This is a genomic window from Paenibacillus sp. A14, from assembly GCF_036864815.1.
Taxonomy (GTDB): domain Bacteria; phylum Bacillota; class Bacilli; order Paenibacillales; family Paenibacillaceae; genus Fontibacillus; species Fontibacillus sanfengchensis.
Map to the genome: position 1 here is coordinate 502831 of NZ_JBAGJD010000003.1, position 19887 is coordinate 522717.

At 48.1% G+C, this 19887-nt stretch carries 17 protein-coding genes; 3 read left to right on the forward strand and 14 right to left on the reverse strand.

Translation table 11 applies throughout. The features are described 5' to 3' along the window. Positions 1-951: 951 nt before the first annotated feature. A complete protein-coding gene (locus V4U88_RS10330) occupies positions 952-2205 on the reverse strand; it encodes a serine hydrolase domain-containing protein (RefSeq protein ID WP_334073175.1) in 1254 nt (417 codons plus the stop codon). Between the two features lie 184 nt (positions 2206-2389). Here V4U88_RS10330 and V4U88_RS10335 point away from each other — a divergent pair, with 184 nt between their 5' ends. Next, entirely contained in the window at positions 2390-3310 is a 921-nt protein-coding gene (locus tag V4U88_RS10335) for a hypothetical protein (protein ID WP_334073176.1), read from the forward strand. Between the two features lie 407 nt (positions 3311-3717). Continuing rightward, on the forward strand, positions 3718-4458 hold the full coding sequence (locus V4U88_RS10340; protein WP_442951880.1) for a LysM peptidoglycan-binding domain-containing protein: 741 nt from the start codon (positions 3718-3720) through the stop codon (positions 4456-4458). 63 nt (positions 4459-4521) lie between these two features. On the opposite strand, the gene V4U88_RS10345 is transcribed toward V4U88_RS10340, so the two are convergent. Together V4U88_RS10345 and V4U88_RS10350 are read right to left on the reverse strand one after the other, a co-directional pair. Beyond that, a complete protein-coding gene (locus V4U88_RS10345) occupies positions 4522-5502 on the reverse strand; it encodes an FUSC family protein (RefSeq protein WP_334073177.1) in 981 nt (326 codons plus the stop codon). Positions 5503-5745: 243 nt separating this feature from the next. Beyond that, on the reverse strand, positions 5746-6627 hold the full coding sequence (locus tag V4U88_RS10350; protein ID WP_334073178.1) for a LysR family transcriptional regulator: 882 nt from the start codon (positions 6625-6627) through the stop codon (positions 5746-5748). Positions 6628-6750: 123 nt separating this feature from the next. Here V4U88_RS10350 and V4U88_RS10355 point away from each other — a divergent pair, with 123 nt between their 5' ends. Beyond that, a complete protein-coding gene (locus V4U88_RS10355) occupies positions 6751-7710 on the forward strand; it encodes an NmrA family NAD(P)-binding protein (protein WP_334073179.1) in 960 nt (319 codons plus the stop codon). 81 nt (positions 7711-7791) lie between these two features. On the opposite strand, the gene V4U88_RS10360 is transcribed toward V4U88_RS10355, so the two are convergent. The 11 genes from V4U88_RS10360 to V4U88_RS10410 all read right to left on the reverse strand — a co-directional run bounded on the left by V4U88_RS10360 (position 7792) and on the right by V4U88_RS10410 (position 19860). Next, positions 7792-9222, reverse strand: a complete 1431-nt coding sequence (locus V4U88_RS10360) for a family 43 glycosylhydrolase (RefSeq protein WP_334073180.1) — start codon at positions 9220-9222, stop codon at positions 7792-7794. A 38-nt stretch (positions 9223-9260) separates the two neighbouring features. After that, entirely contained in the window at positions 9261-10037 is a 777-nt protein-coding gene (locus tag V4U88_RS10365) for an alpha/beta hydrolase (protein WP_334073181.1), read from the reverse strand. Positions 10038-10171: 134 nt separating this feature from the next. Then, complete coding sequence (locus V4U88_RS10370) at positions 10172-11695, reverse strand: glycoside hydrolase family 43 protein (protein WP_334073182.1); 1524 nt, start codon at positions 11693-11695, stop codon at positions 10172-10174. Further along, positions 11692-12321 carry a polysaccharide deacetylase family protein gene (locus V4U88_RS10375; RefSeq protein WP_334073183.1) on the reverse strand — a complete coding sequence of 210 codons (630 nt, stop codon included), beginning with the start codon at positions 12319-12321 and terminating at the stop codon, positions 11692-11694. Before V4U88_RS10375 ends, V4U88_RS10370 begins: the two co-directional genes overlap by 4 nt. 48 nt (positions 12322-12369) lie before the next feature. Then, entirely contained in the window at positions 12370-12621 is a 252-nt protein-coding gene (locus V4U88_RS10380) for an alpha-L-arabinofuranosidase C-terminal domain-containing protein (RefSeq protein WP_334073184.1), read from the reverse strand. A gap of 21 nt (positions 12622-12642) precedes the next feature. Further along, positions 12643-13443: a carbohydrate ABC transporter permease gene (locus V4U88_RS10385; RefSeq protein ID WP_334073185.1), complete on the reverse strand. Its 801-nt coding sequence runs from the start codon at positions 13441-13443 to the stop codon at positions 12643-12645. A 68-nt stretch (positions 13444-13511) separates the two neighbouring features. Continuing rightward, positions 13512-14381: a carbohydrate ABC transporter permease gene (locus V4U88_RS10390; protein ID WP_334073186.1), complete on the reverse strand. Its 870-nt coding sequence runs from the start codon at positions 14379-14381 to the stop codon at positions 13512-13514. A 70-nt stretch (positions 14382-14451) separates the two neighbouring features. Next, entirely contained in the window at positions 14452-15771 is a 1320-nt protein-coding gene (locus V4U88_RS10395) for an extracellular solute-binding protein (RefSeq protein WP_334073187.1), read from the reverse strand. Between the two features lie 116 nt (positions 15772-15887). After that, positions 15888-17468, reverse strand: coding sequence for a response regulator (locus V4U88_RS10400; protein ID WP_334073188.1), 1581 nt, complete (start codon positions 17466-17468; stop codon positions 15888-15890). Further along, a complete protein-coding gene (locus V4U88_RS10405) occupies positions 17456-19291 on the reverse strand; it encodes a sensor histidine kinase (RefSeq protein WP_334073189.1) in 1836 nt (611 codons plus the stop codon). The genes V4U88_RS10400 and V4U88_RS10405 overlap by 13 nt, the downstream gene beginning before the upstream one ends. Positions 19292-19446: 155 nt before the next feature. Next, positions 19447-19860 (reverse strand): cupin, encoded by a 414-nt coding sequence (locus V4U88_RS10410; protein WP_334073190.1) that lies wholly within the window; start codon positions 19858-19860, stop codon positions 19447-19449. Between the last annotated feature and the right edge of the window lie 27 nt (positions 19861-19887).

The following is a 19887-nucleotide window of genomic DNA, read 5'->3' on the forward strand; positions in this document are numbered from 1 at the left end:
AAGATTTCGCAATTTTTCTTAAACGTGCCATCAAGTAGCCGATTCCTTACCGATGAGCCGAATTCGACAAAATAGCGGCGCAAAAGGCACTAGCGTTGCCTTAACCCTGACACATGATTACAACGGAGCCTTGATGCCTTAATCGCTTTTAAAGAGCTTCGCAAAAAAGTACCGGCCTTTTAAACAAGGTTCTGCAGTTAGGAAGTCTAACGGCCGTCAGAGCCGTATGTTGCGATTGAATCACGTATTGGGATTTTAACGGTCGTGTGGACCGTTATTTACCATCACTTCGACCAAAACAGCCATAATTATATGAAATAGGGGCCGTGCGGCCGTTAGAATTTGGAGTCAGCGCAAACCGGGCAAATAACGGCTGTGGCGACCGTTAGCATGGTTTAGAGGGGGAGACGACGATCTAAGTTCGACATGTTGCTTGCCGAAGCGGCGGATTGGCCCCAAATGGACAGCATCAAGGTAGGTTTGATGCAACGTCATTGCCTCAAAGTCGGCTATTTCCCCCCCGTCCAGCCGAATTCGCCAAAACAGCGCCGCATAAGGCACTTATTCACCTGCCCGGCTTTCAAAGGGAGGCTGCTACAGCCGTTAGACCTCGCGGGTTAATGCAACGCTAGTGCTTTTTAAGGTCCTATTTTAGCGAAAAGCAGGCTAAAACCTGATTATTGGACCCGCGGCAGGAAATAAGACCTTTTTTGACCGCTATTTTCTCGGTGGAGGCGAATCGGGCTGGAATAATGGCCCAAAAGGCCGCTATTGCAGCGACAGCGACAGCAAGAGCCTAGGGAAATACCTGCAGATTTGCATCTTTTGGAATTGGAAGTGTTGGAAAGTGCGCTAAGCACCTTAATCGTCGTAAGCTAAAATACGATAGGGATGTCTTATCAAGCACCCAGCGTATTCCCATTTCCCCCTACTACGATGCTTGACGAGGCACTAGTCCAATTTGGGATATCCGAAAAACGTCATCTCTCCCTTTTCATTCTTGATAAAACGATAAGGTTCGATCTGGTCGCTATATCTGCGTGCAAATAGCCCGTCGCCTACCGGATAGATCTCGATATGCAAATTGCCGGAGAATCTCGTAAAATATAATTTTCCGTTAATCCGTTCAATCTGGATCTTATCTTGCAAATAAGTTCCACAGTACTCTTGTAGCCTGTTTTCGCCGATGGGAACCTCTTTGTGTTTAGCCGGTGACTCTACATTCACATGATACAGAAGTTCCGAAATGGCATCGCCCAGTCTATACTGATTGATGGCCTCGTTATTTGAGAGAATGAGGATGCAAATATCTTCATCGAAATTGTACTGCGTATAAGTGCTGATCCCCAGATGATCTCCTCCATGCGCATATCGGCTTGTACCGTGAAGTTGGCGATATTCCAACCCGTAGCAATAGTTGTTTTTATTCCTGTTGAAAAAGCGGGCGTATGTTTCTCGCGACAAGATCTTCCGGTCCCGCAAACAGGCATACCATTTGTACAAATCATCGCATGTGGAAACGACGGCGCCTGCACCTATGCTGAATTTCTCGTTATAATATGGGCTTTTAATCGTCGCATCAAAATCTTTTACATAATTGCTTGATTTGTTTCGGATCGGTTTGCAACCGTCATCCACATCGCTGTCCATCATCCCCAAAGGTAAAAATAATTGGTTGCGAATAAAATCCGCATAGGCCTCTCCACTGACATATTCAATAATCCAAGCGAGCAAATTATAGTTCGCGTTATTGTAATTATATACCGTGCCGGGTGGTTCGACAGGTTTATGATCGAAATATAGCCGAAAGAAATCTCTTTGCGAGTAATTCATTCGGTTGTATCCGGCAAAAAAGTCACTTTCGAAATTATAAAAATTATATAATCCGGAAGTATGGGAAAGTAAATGATGGATCGTGATCGAATCGTCGATGTTCAACTCGGGCGGGAGATACAATTGTGCGGATGTATCGATGTCGATCAGATGCCGCTCATGCAGAAGCAGGACCGCAAACGCCGTAAACTGTTTCGACACGGAAGCTAACGAGAAGCGGGTGTTCATCTCGTTCCTAATTCCAAATTCGAGATTGGCATAACCGTATGCGTTTTCAAAAAGCACTTCTCCTTTCCGTTTAACTTGTATAACACCGTAATAATCCCATAATTCCAGGTATTGATTGATATAGATTTCCAGTTTCAACCTCATTTTTTGCATCAACTCACTCCTTTAAGCCTATTTCTTCGTTCTCTCCATCATATCAGTGGAATTAACGATATCAAACATAATTAGCACACTATATTAGTCCAAACAGACCATTCGACAATTTCCACTTCTATGATAATCTGGTTTTTGATTAAGAAAATATATAGAGAATGGAGTGGAGGAATAAGTGAAAAAAGTGGCAACCATCTTGTTTTTATCCGTTTTTTTGTTGATGAACGCAGTCCCCTATACGGCCAACGCGGACAGCGGACGTACGAAAGCATTATGGGTTTGGGACTTTTATGAAGCGGCCGCGGATTCAAACAAGATCACCCAGTTATTGAGTTTTTTAAAAGATCATGAAATCAACTTATTGTTCATCGGTACCCGAAGAACGCTGCCGGATCAACCCGCTACTTATGAGGAGCTGATCCGAAGAGCTCATGACAGCGGAATCCGTGTTTTTGCGCTCGTAGGAAGAGCCAACTGGGCGCTCGAAACCCATCATAGCGAAGCCTTGGAGGAGCTTCGTCAAGTCCTTCTCTTTAATACGTCCCACCCTTCCACTAAATTTGACGGGATTCAATATGACATCGAACCCCATACCCTTCCCGAATACAAAACCAAAAGAGGCTCCGTAAGTTATCAATTTATTCAGGTTCTGAAGAAAATAGCGAATCAAATTGCCCTGAACGACCAAAGTCTGGAGTTCAACGCGGCGATTCCGTGGTGGTATGCCACAGGAGAAAACCCGGTCATTGTAGAGACGGGCGGGGAGAAAAAGCCGTTGAGTTATTTTGTCATAGATATCGTGGACACCGTATCCATCATGGCGTACCGCAATACGGCCGACCGGCAAATTCGGGCAACCCAGGCGGAGATCGATTACGCGGCGAAAATGGGTAAAAAGGTTTACATCGGCGCGGAGACCAACGCTCCCAACGGCGGTACTATCCCGGACGAAATCACATATTATCACGGTGGCCTGGATTATATGAATCAGCAATTAGGCACGGTTTCCTCTTTTTTTGCCGACCACTTCGGGTTTGGCGGAATTGCGATCCACAACTATCCTGCTTATAAAGATATGATGCAAATGAGTAGATAAATTCCCTCCGGGGTCGCCCTAAAGTAAATGGACGACCCTCTCACCAAAAATAAATAGGCGAATATAATAATTCATCCCAACAATGAAGGAGAGTTTTTATGTATCGCCCAACCAGTCAGTGCCCTTGGGGAATGCCCTATACCGTTCAGCCGGGGGATACCTTGTTAGCTTTAGTCGATAAATTTAATGTGTACTGGGAGGACATCTTATACTATAATCCGTCCATTCAGGATCCGAATATTCTATATGTGGGGCAACAGCTATGCATCCCTACCGGGACCTGTCCTCCAGGTTCCTTTACGTATACTATTAAGGCCGGGGATACCCTTTACCGAATCGCTCAGTTTTTTCAGGTGCCCTTACCCCACCTGATTCAGGCCAACCCCTTTCTAAATCCGAATAGGTTAATGATCGGCCAAGTCATCTGTATTCCATCGTATGAACTATCGCCGGCACGATACAACGGATATCCCTTTCCCAACCGCAGCCAGTGCGGTCTCCATTCTTGGAACTATACCATACAAAAAGGAGATACCTACTACGAATTGTCGCATTGGGTCAAAATCACCCCGGACAAACTGATGTCCGCAAATCCCGGCATCGCGCCTCAAGCTCTTGTTCCCGGACAAAACTTGTGCATCCCATTGCCCTATTGGAACGCCGCTCTACCACAATCCAAAGGAATCGATACCGGGTATGGCCTTGTTGAAACGGCCTATTACTTGAGCAGCAGTCAAGGTTATTACTTCTATGTATTACCTGAATATACTCCTCTAATCTCCATTAAACCCCGGGAAGATCATCTTGTTTCCTATGATGAACAATCCCATGTATCGATAAACCGGCTATTCTACGAAACACTGAACGTCCACGAAATGCGAGAGTTTCTGAGGAAAGAATTAAGCTCGCTGGGACCTGTTAACGAAATTCAAGAGAACGACCGCGATCCTTTTTTCAAAAAAGCAGCGATTTTCCTCTCAGCAGATGTGGAAGAGCGGGTCGAACAACGGATTGTGCTCTTTATCGGTGAAATGGTGCTTTATTTCAAGATTAGTCTGGCTCAACGTGAAGCTTATGACGAGCTCGCCCGGGTTTACGGTATGTTAAGAACGATTATAACCATTCCCGACCCTTCATTTCACGAATGAAACAATTGCAGGCAAAATTAAGGCCTTTATCCCGTTGGACAAAGGCCTTCTGACTGCATTTTATTATTGCACTACCTCCTTGACGGGACGCAGATCCGCTCCATTCGCCCGCCGGATCATTTCCTTTAGCGGGACCGGCATCCCCAGCTTCTGCAATTTGTTATAAATCCAATTTACGTGGTAATCATAAACGATGGCTATACTGCTCCGAATCTCTACATCCGTACGTTCCGCCTCCGCTTTAGCTGCGGTTTGGATCTGACCGGCACGAGCGCAATCCGCGTTGCAGGCCGCAACTTCCGTGCTTGCCGCGAGCTCCAAGCGATGCTCATCCATGAGCCGCCGCAAAATAATCAAATGCTCGTAAATATGCCGGTAGGATTCAACTTCCTCGCCGATTTGTTCCATCGTTTCACTGACGTCTTTTTTCAGGTGAAACTCGTCCTTACACAGCCGGTAATATTTCTCCAGGTTGCCAAGTTCAGAACGAAGGCTCTTTAAATCGGCTTCTTCCCCGCGCTCGGCGATCTGCTCAAATACGTCGGCCATCCGCCTGGCCAGCGCTTTACGCTTTTTGTGCAGGCTGATTTCATGTTTGGGCGGAAAGACGGCATAATTGACGACCACGGCGACAACGATCCCGATCAGCGTATCCGTAATTCGGTTAATCCCATAGAATAGCGGGCTCTCGCCCGGCTGAAGATTCAGCATGATCGCGAGAAATACGATGCAGCCGATGGAAACCGATTTGTTCCATTTCAGCAGGTTGCAAATATAGATCACAATCATGACACCGAGGGCGCAGTACACCGCGTTTCCCGGCTCGACAAACGCGAAGCCGGCGCCCACAATCGCCCCGACTATCGTGCCCATCGTCCGGTATTTGCCCGCCGTAAATGAATTGGTCACCGAATTTTCCATCGAAATGATCGTGGCGATCGCCGCGTAGAACGGATATTCCAGCTTCAACATCGCCGATATTAAGACACAAATGCAGATGGCCAGTCCTGTCTTCATATTGCGTAAACCAATGCCCCATTTCACATGATCCACCCCATAATTCAAACTCAGACCCGTATTATATCGAATGTCGTCTCAGCCCTTCAACTACAAATCGCCGCCGAACGGCTGTTCAGCGGCGATGATCGGGAAGTTTCACGAAAACTCCATATTATTGCGCATGGATATGTTTGGTGAACTTAATTCGAGAGCCCGCCTTGTTGCCGTAAAGCTATAAAAAACCTGAAGCCAAAGCAAGGATTTCCCATTGCCCGGTTCAGGTTGGATTTAAGTGAATAACTCTCTAATATTTGAAATCCAGCGTTTTACTTCCAAGCGCTCTTCGCTTCTGAGGCAGGCGATACCGTAGATCACTTCTTCAGTATGGCTTAAAGGAACGAAGACGATTTCATGATCCTCTCCAATTACGAAGTCCGGCAGAACCGAAATGCCAAGATCACTCTTTATCATGGTATGTACGGTATTGATGGTATCTCCGTAGGTATAAACGGAATCCGGACAATTCTCAATGATTTGCCTGTGCAGCCTTTTTAGGGTTGGGGGGGATTGGTGATCATCAAACAAAACGAGCGATTGATGATTTAATTGTTCGATGGACAACTCACTTTCCTTCGCAAAAGGATGATGGGGGGGCAGTATACAACCATAAGACCCTCGATGTACGGGGTAAAAACAAAAATCAGTATCCTTTCCCAAATTATCTTCTGTAGTAAAGACGATATCAAACTTTTGGTTCAAAAGGTCTTCTTTCTCTCTTGTCAAATTAGACTTTTTCAACTGGATTTGGATCTGCGGATATTGTTCCTTAAATCGCTTAATAAGGTCCGGCAAGAAATTCTTTTCAAAAACCGTCTCCGTGTATCCGATGATCAAGGTACTTTCATATTTCTCCGAAAGCCGCTGTGCTTTCTTAATGGATTGGTCCAATCGGAATAGAAGTCCTTCTAAATCTTCGTAGAAGCTATGGCCGGCTATCGTCAAATTTACGGTTCTTTTGTTGCGAACAAATAAAGTGATTCCCAGTTCATTTTCTAAGCTTTTAATATTATGGCTTACAGCGGGCTGGGTCAAATTTAATTTCTCCGCCGTTGTCGAAAAATTCAGTGTTTCAGCAAGAGAAACAAAACACTTGAGTTGCTGTATATTCACTCGAAACACCCTTTTTAATATATAAATCCTTTTTATAACTCATAACATAGGGTAATTTCACTCAAGTGTCAACCTGTGCTACTCTTTAGTTGTGAAAATAATCACTAGAGAGAAGGAATAAACATGCGTTATATTGTAACAGGCGTAGATGGTCAACTAGCAAGCCGTGTGGCGGAAACAGTGCTCGCAGAAGTGGATGGTCGCAATTTAACCTTCACCTGCATGAAGAAAGACAGAATTCCCAAAGATACGGTTCAACGTTGGGAAAATGCGGGCGTCAAAATCTTTGAAATCAATTATGATGACATTCCATCCATGGAACGGGCTTTCAAAGATGGGGATCGTATCTATATTGTCTCTGGCCTTGAAGTAGGCAGAAGAGTCCAACAACACAAAAATGCGATTGACACGGCAATCAAAGCAGGAGTCTCTCACATCACGTATAGTTCATTTATCGGTGCGACAGATCCTAATTACGCTCACGTTTTTGTAACTCCGGACCATACGGCGACTGAAAACTACTTAAAGTCGACAGGCATTGCCTACAATGCAATGAGAAATAACTTATATTTAGAAAACTATCTGACCATGTATACGATGTTGGCGCTGATGTCCGACAATAAATGGTTGAGCACAGCCGGTGAAGAGCGGGCTACTCTCGTCCACAAAGACGATTGCGCACGGGCCGCAGCCGCAGCGCTGCTCGGAAAGGGCGAGAACAACAAGGCTTACAACATCGTCGGATCAGAGTCCGTTTCCGTAAGGGATCTGTGCAACCTCATCAAGGAAGTTTCCGGCAAAGACCTGGAGTATGTCCCTGTGAATGCGGAGCAATATTACGAGCACCTGGAAAAACTGCACATTCCCAGAGAAATTAGCGGAGATTTCTCCCGCTCGCCTGTTCCTTTCTGCGGCGATGATCTCGTGACAACCGATGCCAGCATTAAAGAAGGGCTATTAAACGTTCATTCCGATGCCATTGAAACTTTAACTGGACAAAAGCCAAAAACGGCAAGAGATATTATCGATAAATATAAATATATTTGGGAGAACAATATCCAAAACTGGCGGGATATGAAATAGAAACTCGGTCAAATAGAAAAGAACAACAAGCGGCCTCTTCGCAAACCCTGCGAACTGAGACCGCTTTTTGAATTGGCGTTCCTATTCATCTCCAAGTAACGTAAACGAGGACAGGCTTGCGCCTCCCGAGCCTCTATATGTAAAATATAACGCTTGTATGCCGTCCGGTATGGCGAGATCGGCAGAATACTCCGTCCAGATATTCGTAAAATTAACCGGTATATTTCCGAGAGCCGGGCCGTCCCAAGCTGTTTTCACCTCAAAGACACCGTGGCAGTAGCCGCGCACCTTGATTTTAATCTTCCGGATTCCATGGCAGTCAAAATACTTGAAACCGGCCGTAGCGGAATCCGTCATATTGGCGATGTACCCGATTTCTTCATCTCCGTCTTTTCCATCCTGGGATATTTTCGGGAATCGGCTATCCAGCCATGCCCCCGAGCCGAAACCGCCGGTATACAGCGCCTCGTCTTTGCAAAACAGATTACATGCCAGGTAAGCGGGATATTCCCCGCGCCCCGCAAGCGGTCCGCCATTCGGACCGCAGGAGGTCATCTCCACCTGAGGGATCGTTCCGTCCTCCCGGAAAGCGATCGGCTCGAGACAGCCTTGCCGACAGAAAGCTGTGCCGTTGGTATGTCTATGGTAAAAAACAAACCAATTCCCGTTGATTTGAACGATGCTGCCATGATTATTGCCGCCGTAATTCATCGGTTTGTCCGCCGGCTTGTAGGAATCCATATGAAGGTCGTTGTTGCTTACGACAACCCCTTGGTAGACAAATCCTTTTGTCGGAAATTGGCTGGTGGCATAACACAATTCATGCATGGCGATCGAGGAATAGACAAGATAATAGGTATCGCCCTTCTTCCTTATGGAAGGAGCCTCAAAAAACTCATGTCCTTCAAACCCGCTGCCCTTGCTGTAAGGTTCGCTCGGCGCGACAAAGACAGGTTCTTCCACGATCGTCAGCATATCGGGACCAAGCACCGTGGCCATGGCCCCGTGTCTGGATTTGTCTCCAATTGCACAGAAACCGGTATACAGATAGGTCTTCTCTCCTTCCGTCAACACGCCCGGATCAAACTGGGGCTCGTCGCCTTCTCTTTCTCCCAGGCGTGTTCCGTCCGCATACCTGACGTAACCGTAAAATTCATATTTGCCGGCCGGTGTATCGCAAACGGCTACCGAAACAATAGAAACCTTATCCAGAACATAGTAGAGATAATACCGACCATCCGGGCCGACGGTAACGTCAGGCGCATAAAGGCACATTCTGCCGTCCGGATTAAGCGGGTCATCCGTTTTCTTGTAAATCACACCTTCATATCGCCAGTCGCCCAAATCGTCCACGGGTGCCGACCAGCACACATAATCGTTAATACAAAACACATCTCCGTTGAAACGATCGTGCGAGCCGTACACATAAACCCTGCCGTTAAAAACATAGGGTTCTCCGTCAGGTACATATTCCCATGACGGCAGGTAGGGATTTAATCCTTGCTTTTTCATTTCATGACGTCCTCCTCATCAACTGAAGCACTCTCTTCTCATTTTGTAACTTTGAATAACCGCTGGGAGAAATGATACAAATCGTTTTTCCACACGGACCAATCGTGGCCTCCGCTTTCCTCAAACCATATGTGAGGTACACCATGATCCGCCAAATAAGCATGCGTCCGTTCGCTGAGATGCTTGAGATCATCCTGATCTCCACAGGAAAGCCACAGCAGTCGGAGAAGAGCCGCAGCTTCCCGCGGATCGGGAAATAGCTGATCGGGAGCTTTGGTATTAGGCGCCGGGGAAAAGGCTCCGATCCAGGCAAACCGGTCGAGATGGTTCGAGCCGATGTTCAGGGACTGCCCGCCGCCCATGGACAAGCCTGCGATCGCGCGGCTCTCCCGGTCTGTCGATACCGAGTATTTCGACTCGATCCACGGAATCAGATCCTGGAGCAGGTCGGATTCGAATCTTTCGAACGCCCGGATCTTCTCCGGGTCGAAAATATCTCCAACGGGACGGTCGTCCGGCATGGCTCGGCCGTTAGGAAACACGACGATCATGGGCTCCAGCATGTCGTCGGCGTAAAGGTTATCCAGGATGATCTGGGGCTGCCCATGGTTGAACCATTCGTTTTCATCCCCTCCAATACCGTGCAAAAGGTACAATACGTTATAAGTTTGGTTTCGGGAATATCCTGGGGGCATATATATCCTCGTTTTACGGGGATTCCCTACGGTTTCGGAGAAATACTCCACCATCTCCACGTTTCCACGGGCAATATTTTCCCTGTACTGATCGTAGCCTTCTGGAGCTGTTGTTCTCATTCCGTTCTCTCCTTTCGTATTTTCCTCCAAAATGAATTCATTACGGTGAATAGCCGAATCCCAGGATCGTAAACCGCTTATCCTTTTGTCCATCCGCCATTTTAATCTCCAAAGTGTGTTTGGCAGACTCCCGTTCATTTTACGCCTTTCTCGTAATGGAAATAATCGAAGTCGGCAATGCCGCCGATTTCCCCGGTCGCATAGTAATACAACCCGATGCGATAACCCATAAAATGATCCAGGGTATACCGCATGTTCAGCGGGCCGCCGATCCTCTTCCATTCCGACCCGTCGACGGAGTAATAAAAGGTTGCCAAGTCCACGCTGTTCTCAAAATTAAAATGAATCTTCAAATACACCTCGTTGCCGTAAATTCGCACGGTTTCCAGTTCCTTTTCTTTGCCGTCCCCCCCGTTCACGCTCATGGTTATGAACTTGTCGCCACTCTGCCCCACCTTGACGCCGATGGTGCCAAAACGGCTTTGCAGGGCAACAAGTCCCGCATGATCGCCGGGCTTCATGCCGGCCGTGTCCAACAAGGTGACCCCCTTGCATGATGGACCTTCCGTGCGCTGGGTTAACGTGTTGCGGGCTTGAAGGACGCCTGTTGCCAGGCTGCCCGTCGTAAGTCTCAAGAAACCGGGGCGTTCCGTCACCGACCACAGCAGGTTATTCGGGTTATGGTTCCACTGCCAATTCAGAACCAGCTTATCCTTCTCGTATTCAAATTCATCGCTGATCACGAGCGGCATCGTAGGCACGGAAGGCAATTCGACCTCAAGTCGTTCCGGCACCTTGCCTCCTTCCATGCCGAACACAGGCCAATCCTCTTTCCAAGCTACCGGGACCAGGTACGGGATTCTGCCGACAGCATCATGATCTTGGAACAACATCGCGTACCACTTGCCATCCGGCGTATCGAATATGCCTCCTTGAGCGATTCCTTTGTTATGGTAACCGAGATCGTCGTCCAACACGATCCTCCGTTCATAGGGTCCAAGCAGTTCCCGGGAGCGGTAACAGATTTGCCTGCGCTGGCCGTTACCGATCCCAGGCTTTGGCCATTCAATGAACAGCAAATAATAATAACCGTTGATCCGATAGGCATGGCAACCTTCGCAACGCAATCCGATACCCTCCCGCTCCGTTTCGAACAGAAGTTGATGGATTCCGTCAGGCTTGAGTGCCATTGCATCGGCGGTCAGCTCGGTGATGTGAATGTCCCCGTTGCCGTATATAACGAACACCCGGTCATTATCGAAGAGCAGGCCTGGATCATGCCGCAGTCCGTCGATGACCGAGCGCCGCCAAGGCCCCTGAACCACATCGGCCGTGCTGTACACATAAAAACGATCCGTATCATTGCTTGAAAAGCAAACATAGAATTTGCCCCGATGATGCCGCAGGCTGGCAGCCCAGGAGCCTCGCGCGTATATGTTTTTACCGTTTTCCATTCGATGCGCGTCGTTGTCTTCGAACGTCTCGTATACGTAACCGACGATCTCCCAGTGCAGCAAATCTTCGGATCTCATAATGGGACAGCCCGGCATCGAATGCATGCTGGTGCTGACCAAGTAATAGGCGTTCTCGACCCGGATGGGATCCACGTCCGGCACGTCCGCCCATATAATCGGGTTGATGATCAACGTCTTGTTCATACGATGAGATCCCCAAGCCCAAGCAGCTCGCTGACGGTCAAAAACCGATAACCGTCAGCAGCCAGCTCATCGACCAATACCCGGACGGCTTCAATCGTTTGAGCCCGTTCGCCATACCCGTCATGAAATATAAATATACTGCCTTCCCTGCATGCTGCCCTCGTCTGCTCCAGTATAAAATCGACGCCGGGCTGCTCCCAATCTTTGGCTTGGCCGTTAACACATCCGATCGAGCGGTACCCGAGCTTCGCGGCAAGCGAAAGAAGTTCATCATTCACGGCAAAATACGGGGGCCTGAAATTCGACGGAGACTGCCCTGTTACCCGGCGAATGATCTCGTCCGCCCGCTTTATTTCCTCACGCGCTTCCTCAAGCGTAATCTTTGTCAAATCAGGATGCGAGTAAGAATGATTGGCAAGTTCATGCCCGGCGGCATGAACTTCCTTTGCAATGTCTTCGAACGCTTCGATCTCCTGGCCGATCATGAAAAAGGTCGCTTTGCCGTTGGCCTTGCGGAAAATGTCCAGCAGTTGTTTCGTGTACAACGGATCCGGTCCATCGTCAAACGTAAAGGCGACGGCCTTTTTCTGGGTGGAGACTTGATGGACCAATGATAATTCGCCCACGATACCATTCCTCCGATTCATAGGATATTCCATGGGTCATTCCCTCCCTTAGGAAAATGACAGCATGACGACAGACATCGGCGGCAGCATTGCCGTCAAGCCGTCCACACTTACGTTCGCAATCCCGTCAAACGCCCGCGGCTTCACCGTCTCCGGCTGCTCGAACGTATTGTGCGCGGTCATGTCGGCATGCGTCAGCACTCGGCCGGAGACATTCGCGATTCCCGCCAGTCCGCGCAACGAAAGCGATACCGCGGCCTCGCGATGCGGATCGACATTGACCGTGATCCTTGCTTTCATCGCATGTTCTCCCTTCACGTCTTATCCTTTGACTGCGCCCGCAATCATGCTATTTTGGACTTGCTTATTCAGCAGCAAATAAATAACTACCGTAGGGACGGTCGTAATCATCAGCCCGGCCCCGATAATTCCCCACTGCGTAATATAAGTTCCGACCATCGACATCATCCCGACCGTCAGCGTCTGATAGTGAGCGTCATTGATGAAGGTCACCGCAAACATCAACTCGTTCCAGCAGGAGAGGAAGGTAAAGATCGCAACTGTAGCGATCGCAGGACGAATCAACGGCAGAATAATGTGAAAGAAGGTTTTGTAGATGCCGCATCCGTCAATAACCGCGGATTCCTCCATCTCGCGGGGGACACCCTTGAAGAAGCTGCCTAGGATAAACACGGCCATCGGAATCCCAAAAGCCACGTAAGGAATAATCAACGACCAGTAGGTGTTCAGCAAATGCAGATTTTTCAGAACCATAAACAACGGCAGCAGCGCCGCGTGAATCGGAACCATCATCCCGAGGAGGATCAGCGTCATCGTCAAATTGTTAAGCTTCCAGTTCATTCTCGTGATGGCATAGGCCGCCATCGAGGACAAAATCAAAACCAGAATAATGGAGGCCGCGGTCACCAACACGCTGTTATTGAAGTAATTCATTACGTTGCCGTCCGACAACGCCTTGGCATAGTTGCTCCAGAGGAGCTTCTTCGGAAATCCCGCCACATCGCCGCTGAAGATTTCGCTATTGTCTTTCAGCGAGAAGAACGCCAGCCAAATAAGGGGATAAATCTGTACAATCGCCACGATGACTAAAAAGGCTTGCAACAGGAACTTCCCTATGAATGACGGCTTCTTGGGCAACCTTGCTTCTGCAGTACTCAACATGTTCACCCCTATTCGGTCTTGAAGAATTTATTGATCATTACCGTAAATATCAAGCATTCCAGGATAATAAAGACGGATACCGCACTGCCGTAGCCATATCTGTACGTATTGAAAATCGTCGTGTACATCAAAGTGCTCGGCACCTCGGTGGCGAACAAGGGGCCGCCGCCCGTAAGGACATACACCAGATCGAATACCTTGAAGGCTCCAATGACCGAGAAGACGAGACAGACTTTAAGGATGGGTTTCATGAGCGGGATGGTAATGGCGAATGCCGTCCGGATGCGAGAAGCCCCGTCAATTTTGGCCGCTTCGAAAATATCCTGCGAAATCGACTTCGCCCCGGCATACATCAGCAGCATATGGTAACCGACGTACTGCCATAAGGTCGGAATAAAAGAGGCAACAAGCGCGGTTTTCTTCTGTCCAAGCCAGTCCTGGGCCAACCCGGAAAGGCCTAAGTTCTCGAGCAATGTATTTAAAAGGCCGTAATCCGCATTGTAGATTTTGGACCATAATTGCGCGATAACAACGGTGGAAATCAACACCGGGATAAAATACACCGTCCGATAAAAGCCTTCGCCTTTCACCGAAGAAGCCAGGACCAAGGCAAGCAGCAGGGAAATCGGCAACTGAATGAAGATGGAAGCCGCGGCGAACAGGAAGGAGTTCCGGATGGAATGCAAGGCCCTGGCATCCGTGAACATCTCTACATAGTTATCCAGTCCGATAAAAACACCTTTACCGACGCCGTTCCAATCCAATACGCTATAATAACTCGAGACGAAAATCGGAACTAATACAATCCCGCAAAAAATAAGTAAGGTAGGAAGAACAAATATCGCAATCGCTGCCTTATTCGAAAATACTGAATTCATCGTGAGTTCTCCTCTCAAAGATGTGGCCAGGGATTCCTCTGGCCACATCCGGTTTGAGATTATTCAAGGATCAAAGATCGAGTTCCGTCGGTTTAAGCTGCGCCATCTGTTTGCAGAACTCTTCAGGCGTAATATCGCCTGCCAGGAGCGTGGCAATCAGGTTCTTATGCGTTTCCGCAGACTCGGCGGGAAGAATGTTATCCCACCATGAAATGAACGATGTTGCCGTTTTCAAAATTTCGGCAGCCGATTTATCCAGTGTGGAAAGGGTTGATGTATCCAGCCCTTCCGTGTTCCAGGTTGGAAGTCCGGCACCGGCTAAATAACCCTGGGTACCAAGCTGCTCACTCAAATAAATCAGGAACTCAGCCGCTTCTTTCGGATGCTTCGTCGTGCTGTTGATATAGTTCCCGTCAACGGCTACGCCGAAAATTTCGCTGGCTTTGCCCTTACCGTCTTCAAAGACCGGGAAAGGAATAACTTGAACCTTTCCTTTCGTCGCCGCCGACGGATCTTCGATCCCGGCATTTACCCAGTTGGCTTGGAACATCATAGCGCCGCTGCCCGCATTGAACGCGCCCAGCATTTCATCGTAGCTCATGCTCAGCATGCTGCTGTTGAATGCGCCCGCTTTTGCCAACTCCTGCAATTTGGTCGCTGCCGCAACAAAGTCCGGCGAATCCCATTTGGAAGGATCCTTAAACGCCTCGATTACGGCGTCGCGTCCGGCTTGGCGCATCGCAATCATGTCGTACCAATACATGCCCGGCCAGCGGTCTTTCTCGCCGATGAGTGCCGGAGTAATTCCCGCCGCCTTCAATTTCTCTACCGCATCGAGCAGTTCCGTATATGTCGTCGGGATTTTCGCTCCCGCTTTTTCAAACAATTCGGTATTTACATAAAGGTTGGCAATATGGGTGAACACCGGAAGCGTATAGATTTTCCCGTCCGTTTCGATGGCTTCTAACATGCCCGGTGCCATTCTCGACTTGATTTCATCTGTCAGATAGCCGGAGATATCAAGCACGTTTCCGGATTCGATATAAGGCTGCATGAAACTGCCGCCGCCCATGCCGTAAAAAATGTCGGGCGCTTCGCCGGCGGCGAGCGATGTTTTGATTTTGGTTTTATACTGTTCGCCGGTCGTACCTGTCCGTTCGACTTGGATATCGGGATGCTCGCTGTTCCACTTCTCAATGATTTGCGGCAGCAATTTGGCCGACGGGTCCGTATTGCCTACGGATTGATCCCATAGGGTCAACTTAATGGAACCGCTTCCACTTTCACCCGAGGATTTCCCCCCGGAAGATTCGGATGAACATGCGGCCAAGCTGCCTGCAAGCCCCAACGCCAATACGATACTCATCGATTTTTTTAGTAACGCTTTCATCTTTTGACCTCCCTGATAAAGTTTGATGCATCTATCGTTATTTTAGGGAAGCCGCCAGATATACTCCATTCAAAATAAGCACATTCCCTTGTAAAATTCGAGCATCTCTTCGTTAATCATTTCACGTTCCTATACTCATTCATGGACCTGCCGGTCGTCTTTTTGAACAAGATACTGAAATAATGCGGATCCGGGATTCCAACTCGTTCGCCAATCTCGTATCCTTTCAAATCGGTCGTTTTCAGCAGATTTTCAGCTCTTTTCATACGTAAATGGGTCAAGTACTCCACAAAGGTCTGGCCCGTCTCTTTCTTCATCAGCCGTCCCAAATGGCCCGGACTGACGAAGAACGCCGCGGCGGTACTTGCCAACCCCACCTGGGGGTCGCTCATGTTCTTTTCAAGATACGCTTTGACTTGACCGATCAGGTTGCCTTCCTTGGCTTGTTTTTTCGAGAAAATGGTTCGTGAAGTGCTAAGGACGTATCGCTCCAAAATAGTGGTTAATTCCGGCAGATTGTCCGCCGTGATGATCGAAACCAGCGTTGCTTTATTCAACGCGTGTTCCTCCTCGATCTGTTGTTCCATGGCCGCGCGCTGGCATGCGGCAATCACATCCATCGCCGCCAGCCGAAACTGCGCCACACCGGAAAAAGGAACAGCGAATATGCGGGGCAGCATCTCCGCCGCGCGTTCGGACGAACCTACGCTGACATAAAATTGCAACTGCTGGAGTAGTTCCGGATTTGACTGATAAGACTGCTCCCTACTGTCAACCATATCTTCAAAACAGACGACCTGATTGTTTCCGGCGAATGCCTTGTATCGAATCGCACGGCATGCCTCCTGATATTCCAGGTGGGCTTCTTGCAGATTCCCGCGCTTGCGCCCTACCCCGATGTTTACCAGGCAGGGGGAGGACTCAAGCAGCTTGGTAATCAGCGATTCGCCGTCGCTCACGAGATCCGCTTCCTCGTTAAAGGAAACAAGCACAAATTGGTTCCGGGTGTCCGACAAAATGAGAACCCGGTCGTCATCCCAGAAAAACGCCTCTATGTTGTTCTTGCCCTCCATCCCCAATAAAATCAACTGTTCCTCGGTGTGCTTCTCGGATGCCGGAGCGATTTCGACAACAGCGATTTGATAGGCTCCATCGTGAAGGAGCATGGGCATGTTGAAATAAGCCGCCTTATCCAGGATTTCTTCCAGGGACAGGGCACCCTGAATCCATTGGAATAAAAACTTCTCCCGCAAATAAGGGAGGTTCCGTTCCAGCTCTTCCTTTAGCCGCTTCAATTCGTTCTCACGCGTACGTTCCTCATTCATTTTCCGTTTGAGCTTGTCGGTGACATGCAGCAGGTCCGCGGCCCGAATCGGTTTGAGGAGGAAATCGAAAACTCCGATTTTGATACTCTGCTGCGCATATTCAAACTCGTCATGACCCGTAACGACCACGATTTTCATCTCCGGGTATTTCTCCAATACCCTCCGGCTAAACTCGATTCCATTGATATTCGGCATGTAGATATCCGTAAAAATAATATCCGGCTGCTGTTGCTCCACCATATCAAGCGCTTCTTGAGCGTGGGACGCTTCGCCGACGATCATCATGCCTTGTTGTTCCCAATCGATGCGCATTTTAAGTAGATTCCGAATCAGATATTCGTCGTCCACAATCAAAACCTTTAATTGTCCCATGATGCATCTGCTCCATTCGGTATAATTAACGTAATCGTCGTTCCTTTTCCCGGTTCGCTATCCACGGTGATACAATCCTTGTCCCCGTAAAATATGCGCAGCCGTTCCATGGTTCCCCATAATCCAAAGCTCTTGATCTGGCCTCTTCTTTCCGTCTGCAAAATTTGCTCGATCTCTTCTTGCGACATGCCGACACCATCGTCGGAAATGGTTATTCTCACGCTGCCATCCGTAGTTTTCGCGCTGATCCGTATAATACCTTTCGTTCCTTTGGGGCGTATGCCGTGATACAGCGAATTTTCCACCAACGGCTGCAAGACCAGTTTGGGAATCGGGGTCTGGCAGCAATCTTCGTCCACCTCGAATTGAGCCTCGAACACATCGTGGTAACGCACCTTCTGGATTTTCAAATAATTGCGGACCATCTCGATTTCTTCGCCCACCGTGATCACGTCTTTTCCTTTGCTGACGCTCATGCGATAATAACTCCCCAACGCCTCGATCAGGTAACATACCTGGTCGTTTAGCCCGGACAACGCCAACGAGTTGATAGAGTCCAGCGTGTTATACAGAAAATGAGGTTTGATTTGCGATTGCAGCGTATTCAATTCGGCCTTGCGGATCGTCTTCTGCTCTTCGATCATGCGCTTCAGAAGTTGGTCAATCTGCTCAATCATATGATTGTATCCGTTATACAACTGTTCGAATTCATAGCTGTTCTGCTCTGCGATCACTTTCATGAAATTTCCGCTAGGGGCTTTGTTCATCGACCGCAGCAGCTTTTGAATCGGTTTGATAATGCTGCGCGAGATCACGAAGGAGCTCACAAAAAAGATAGCTCCATTGACAATAAGCAACACCAGCGCCAGAAGCACCAGCGATTTATTTCTCTCCTGAAAGGTATCGTGCGGCGAGATACTCACGAATTTCCAATCAGACTCCCCGCTGGCAAGATATGTAACCGTATATTTCTGTGAACCGATGTTCGCGGACAGAAACCCGGAATCGCTTTGCTGAAACAATTGTTCCAATTTGACTTTATTGTCGGTCAGAATCTCTTGATACACCGCTCCATTGGGTTCGTCGGCGGAGTCGGCTACGATGGTCTGATTGTTTTCATCCAAAATCGTAATGTCCAAGGAATTTTGATCCAGCAGATTGGAATACGCCTGCACAAACGCTTCATCCTTGATGTTCATGACCAGGACCCCGAGAGGAGACGTATTGTCAATGTCCCGAATTAATCGGATAAAAGATACGGTATTGCCGTCTGCCCGGTTCTCGGCCGCCCCCTCCGATATGGACGGGTTTTGGTTTAGCTTGAGAATATATCTGCCTCTATTACGTACCGCCTGTTCATACCACGGGGCCTCCTCAATATTCGCTTCCATAAAAGTCGGCAGTTCCTGGGTACCGACGGAGAAACGGTGCCCCGAGTTATCATAGATATATACCGAATCAACAATTGGAACCGCTTGCATAAGATTGTACAGGTATGCGCTAACTTTAGACTGGGTTTGCAGGTTGGAATATACATCCCCTTGTCTCAGCAAGTTTTGCAGATTCTGATCGGAAAATATCATTTTGGAATAGTTGTTTACGTTTTCGATCATCAAATCAACGTTTGTCCGGATGGAGGTAATCGTTTGCAAAGACGCCTCATTGATTTTCTTTTGAGCCGAATTCGTTGATATTTGAGTGAGTACCAGATAGCTGAGCCCGACCGTAAACAAAATGACCAGGAAATAGGCAAACGGTATTTTAAAAGCTAATTTTTTCGGCTTGCCGTAAATGAAATGGTTGCTCTTTATCCTCTCGATCACCGTTTTGGCCCCCTGCCTTATGATGTAATAAATTCCATTATAGCGACAGCCCTTTGTTTCAGACAATAAAAAATAGTTTCCCGTACTGCGTCAAAAATAAATATGCATGCCAAAAAGAGACGTTCCGGCAACGAACGTCTCTTTTTAGATCCATCTTACTTATTTAATATTTTAAGCGCCTTTGTTCTGACAAAAGCCAACTCGGCTTCGCTCATGTTGCAGTATTCGCTGTTTTCGTTCGTGGTGTTGGCGTCTTGGACATACGTCATCACCGTGTCCTTTTGCATAATCGTATAAAACCAGGTATCCTGAGGGATGTTGTAGACCTTCCCCGGTTCCATCTCGATCAATTCAATGTCGAACTGGTCGTCCTTTCGATCCGCAGCCAGCAGAATCGCTTTGCCGCGGATCAAGATGAACTGTTCATCGGTTTCGCGATGGACTTCGAGGCGATAAATGCCGTCGATATCGTTATCCGGTTTCCAGTTTTTGATGCAAACCAACCATTTGTCATTTTTGTACACACATTGAATGCCTTCGCCTTCATGAATAAATATATCCGCCTTCATCGGCTTACCATTCCTTTCGATTTCGCA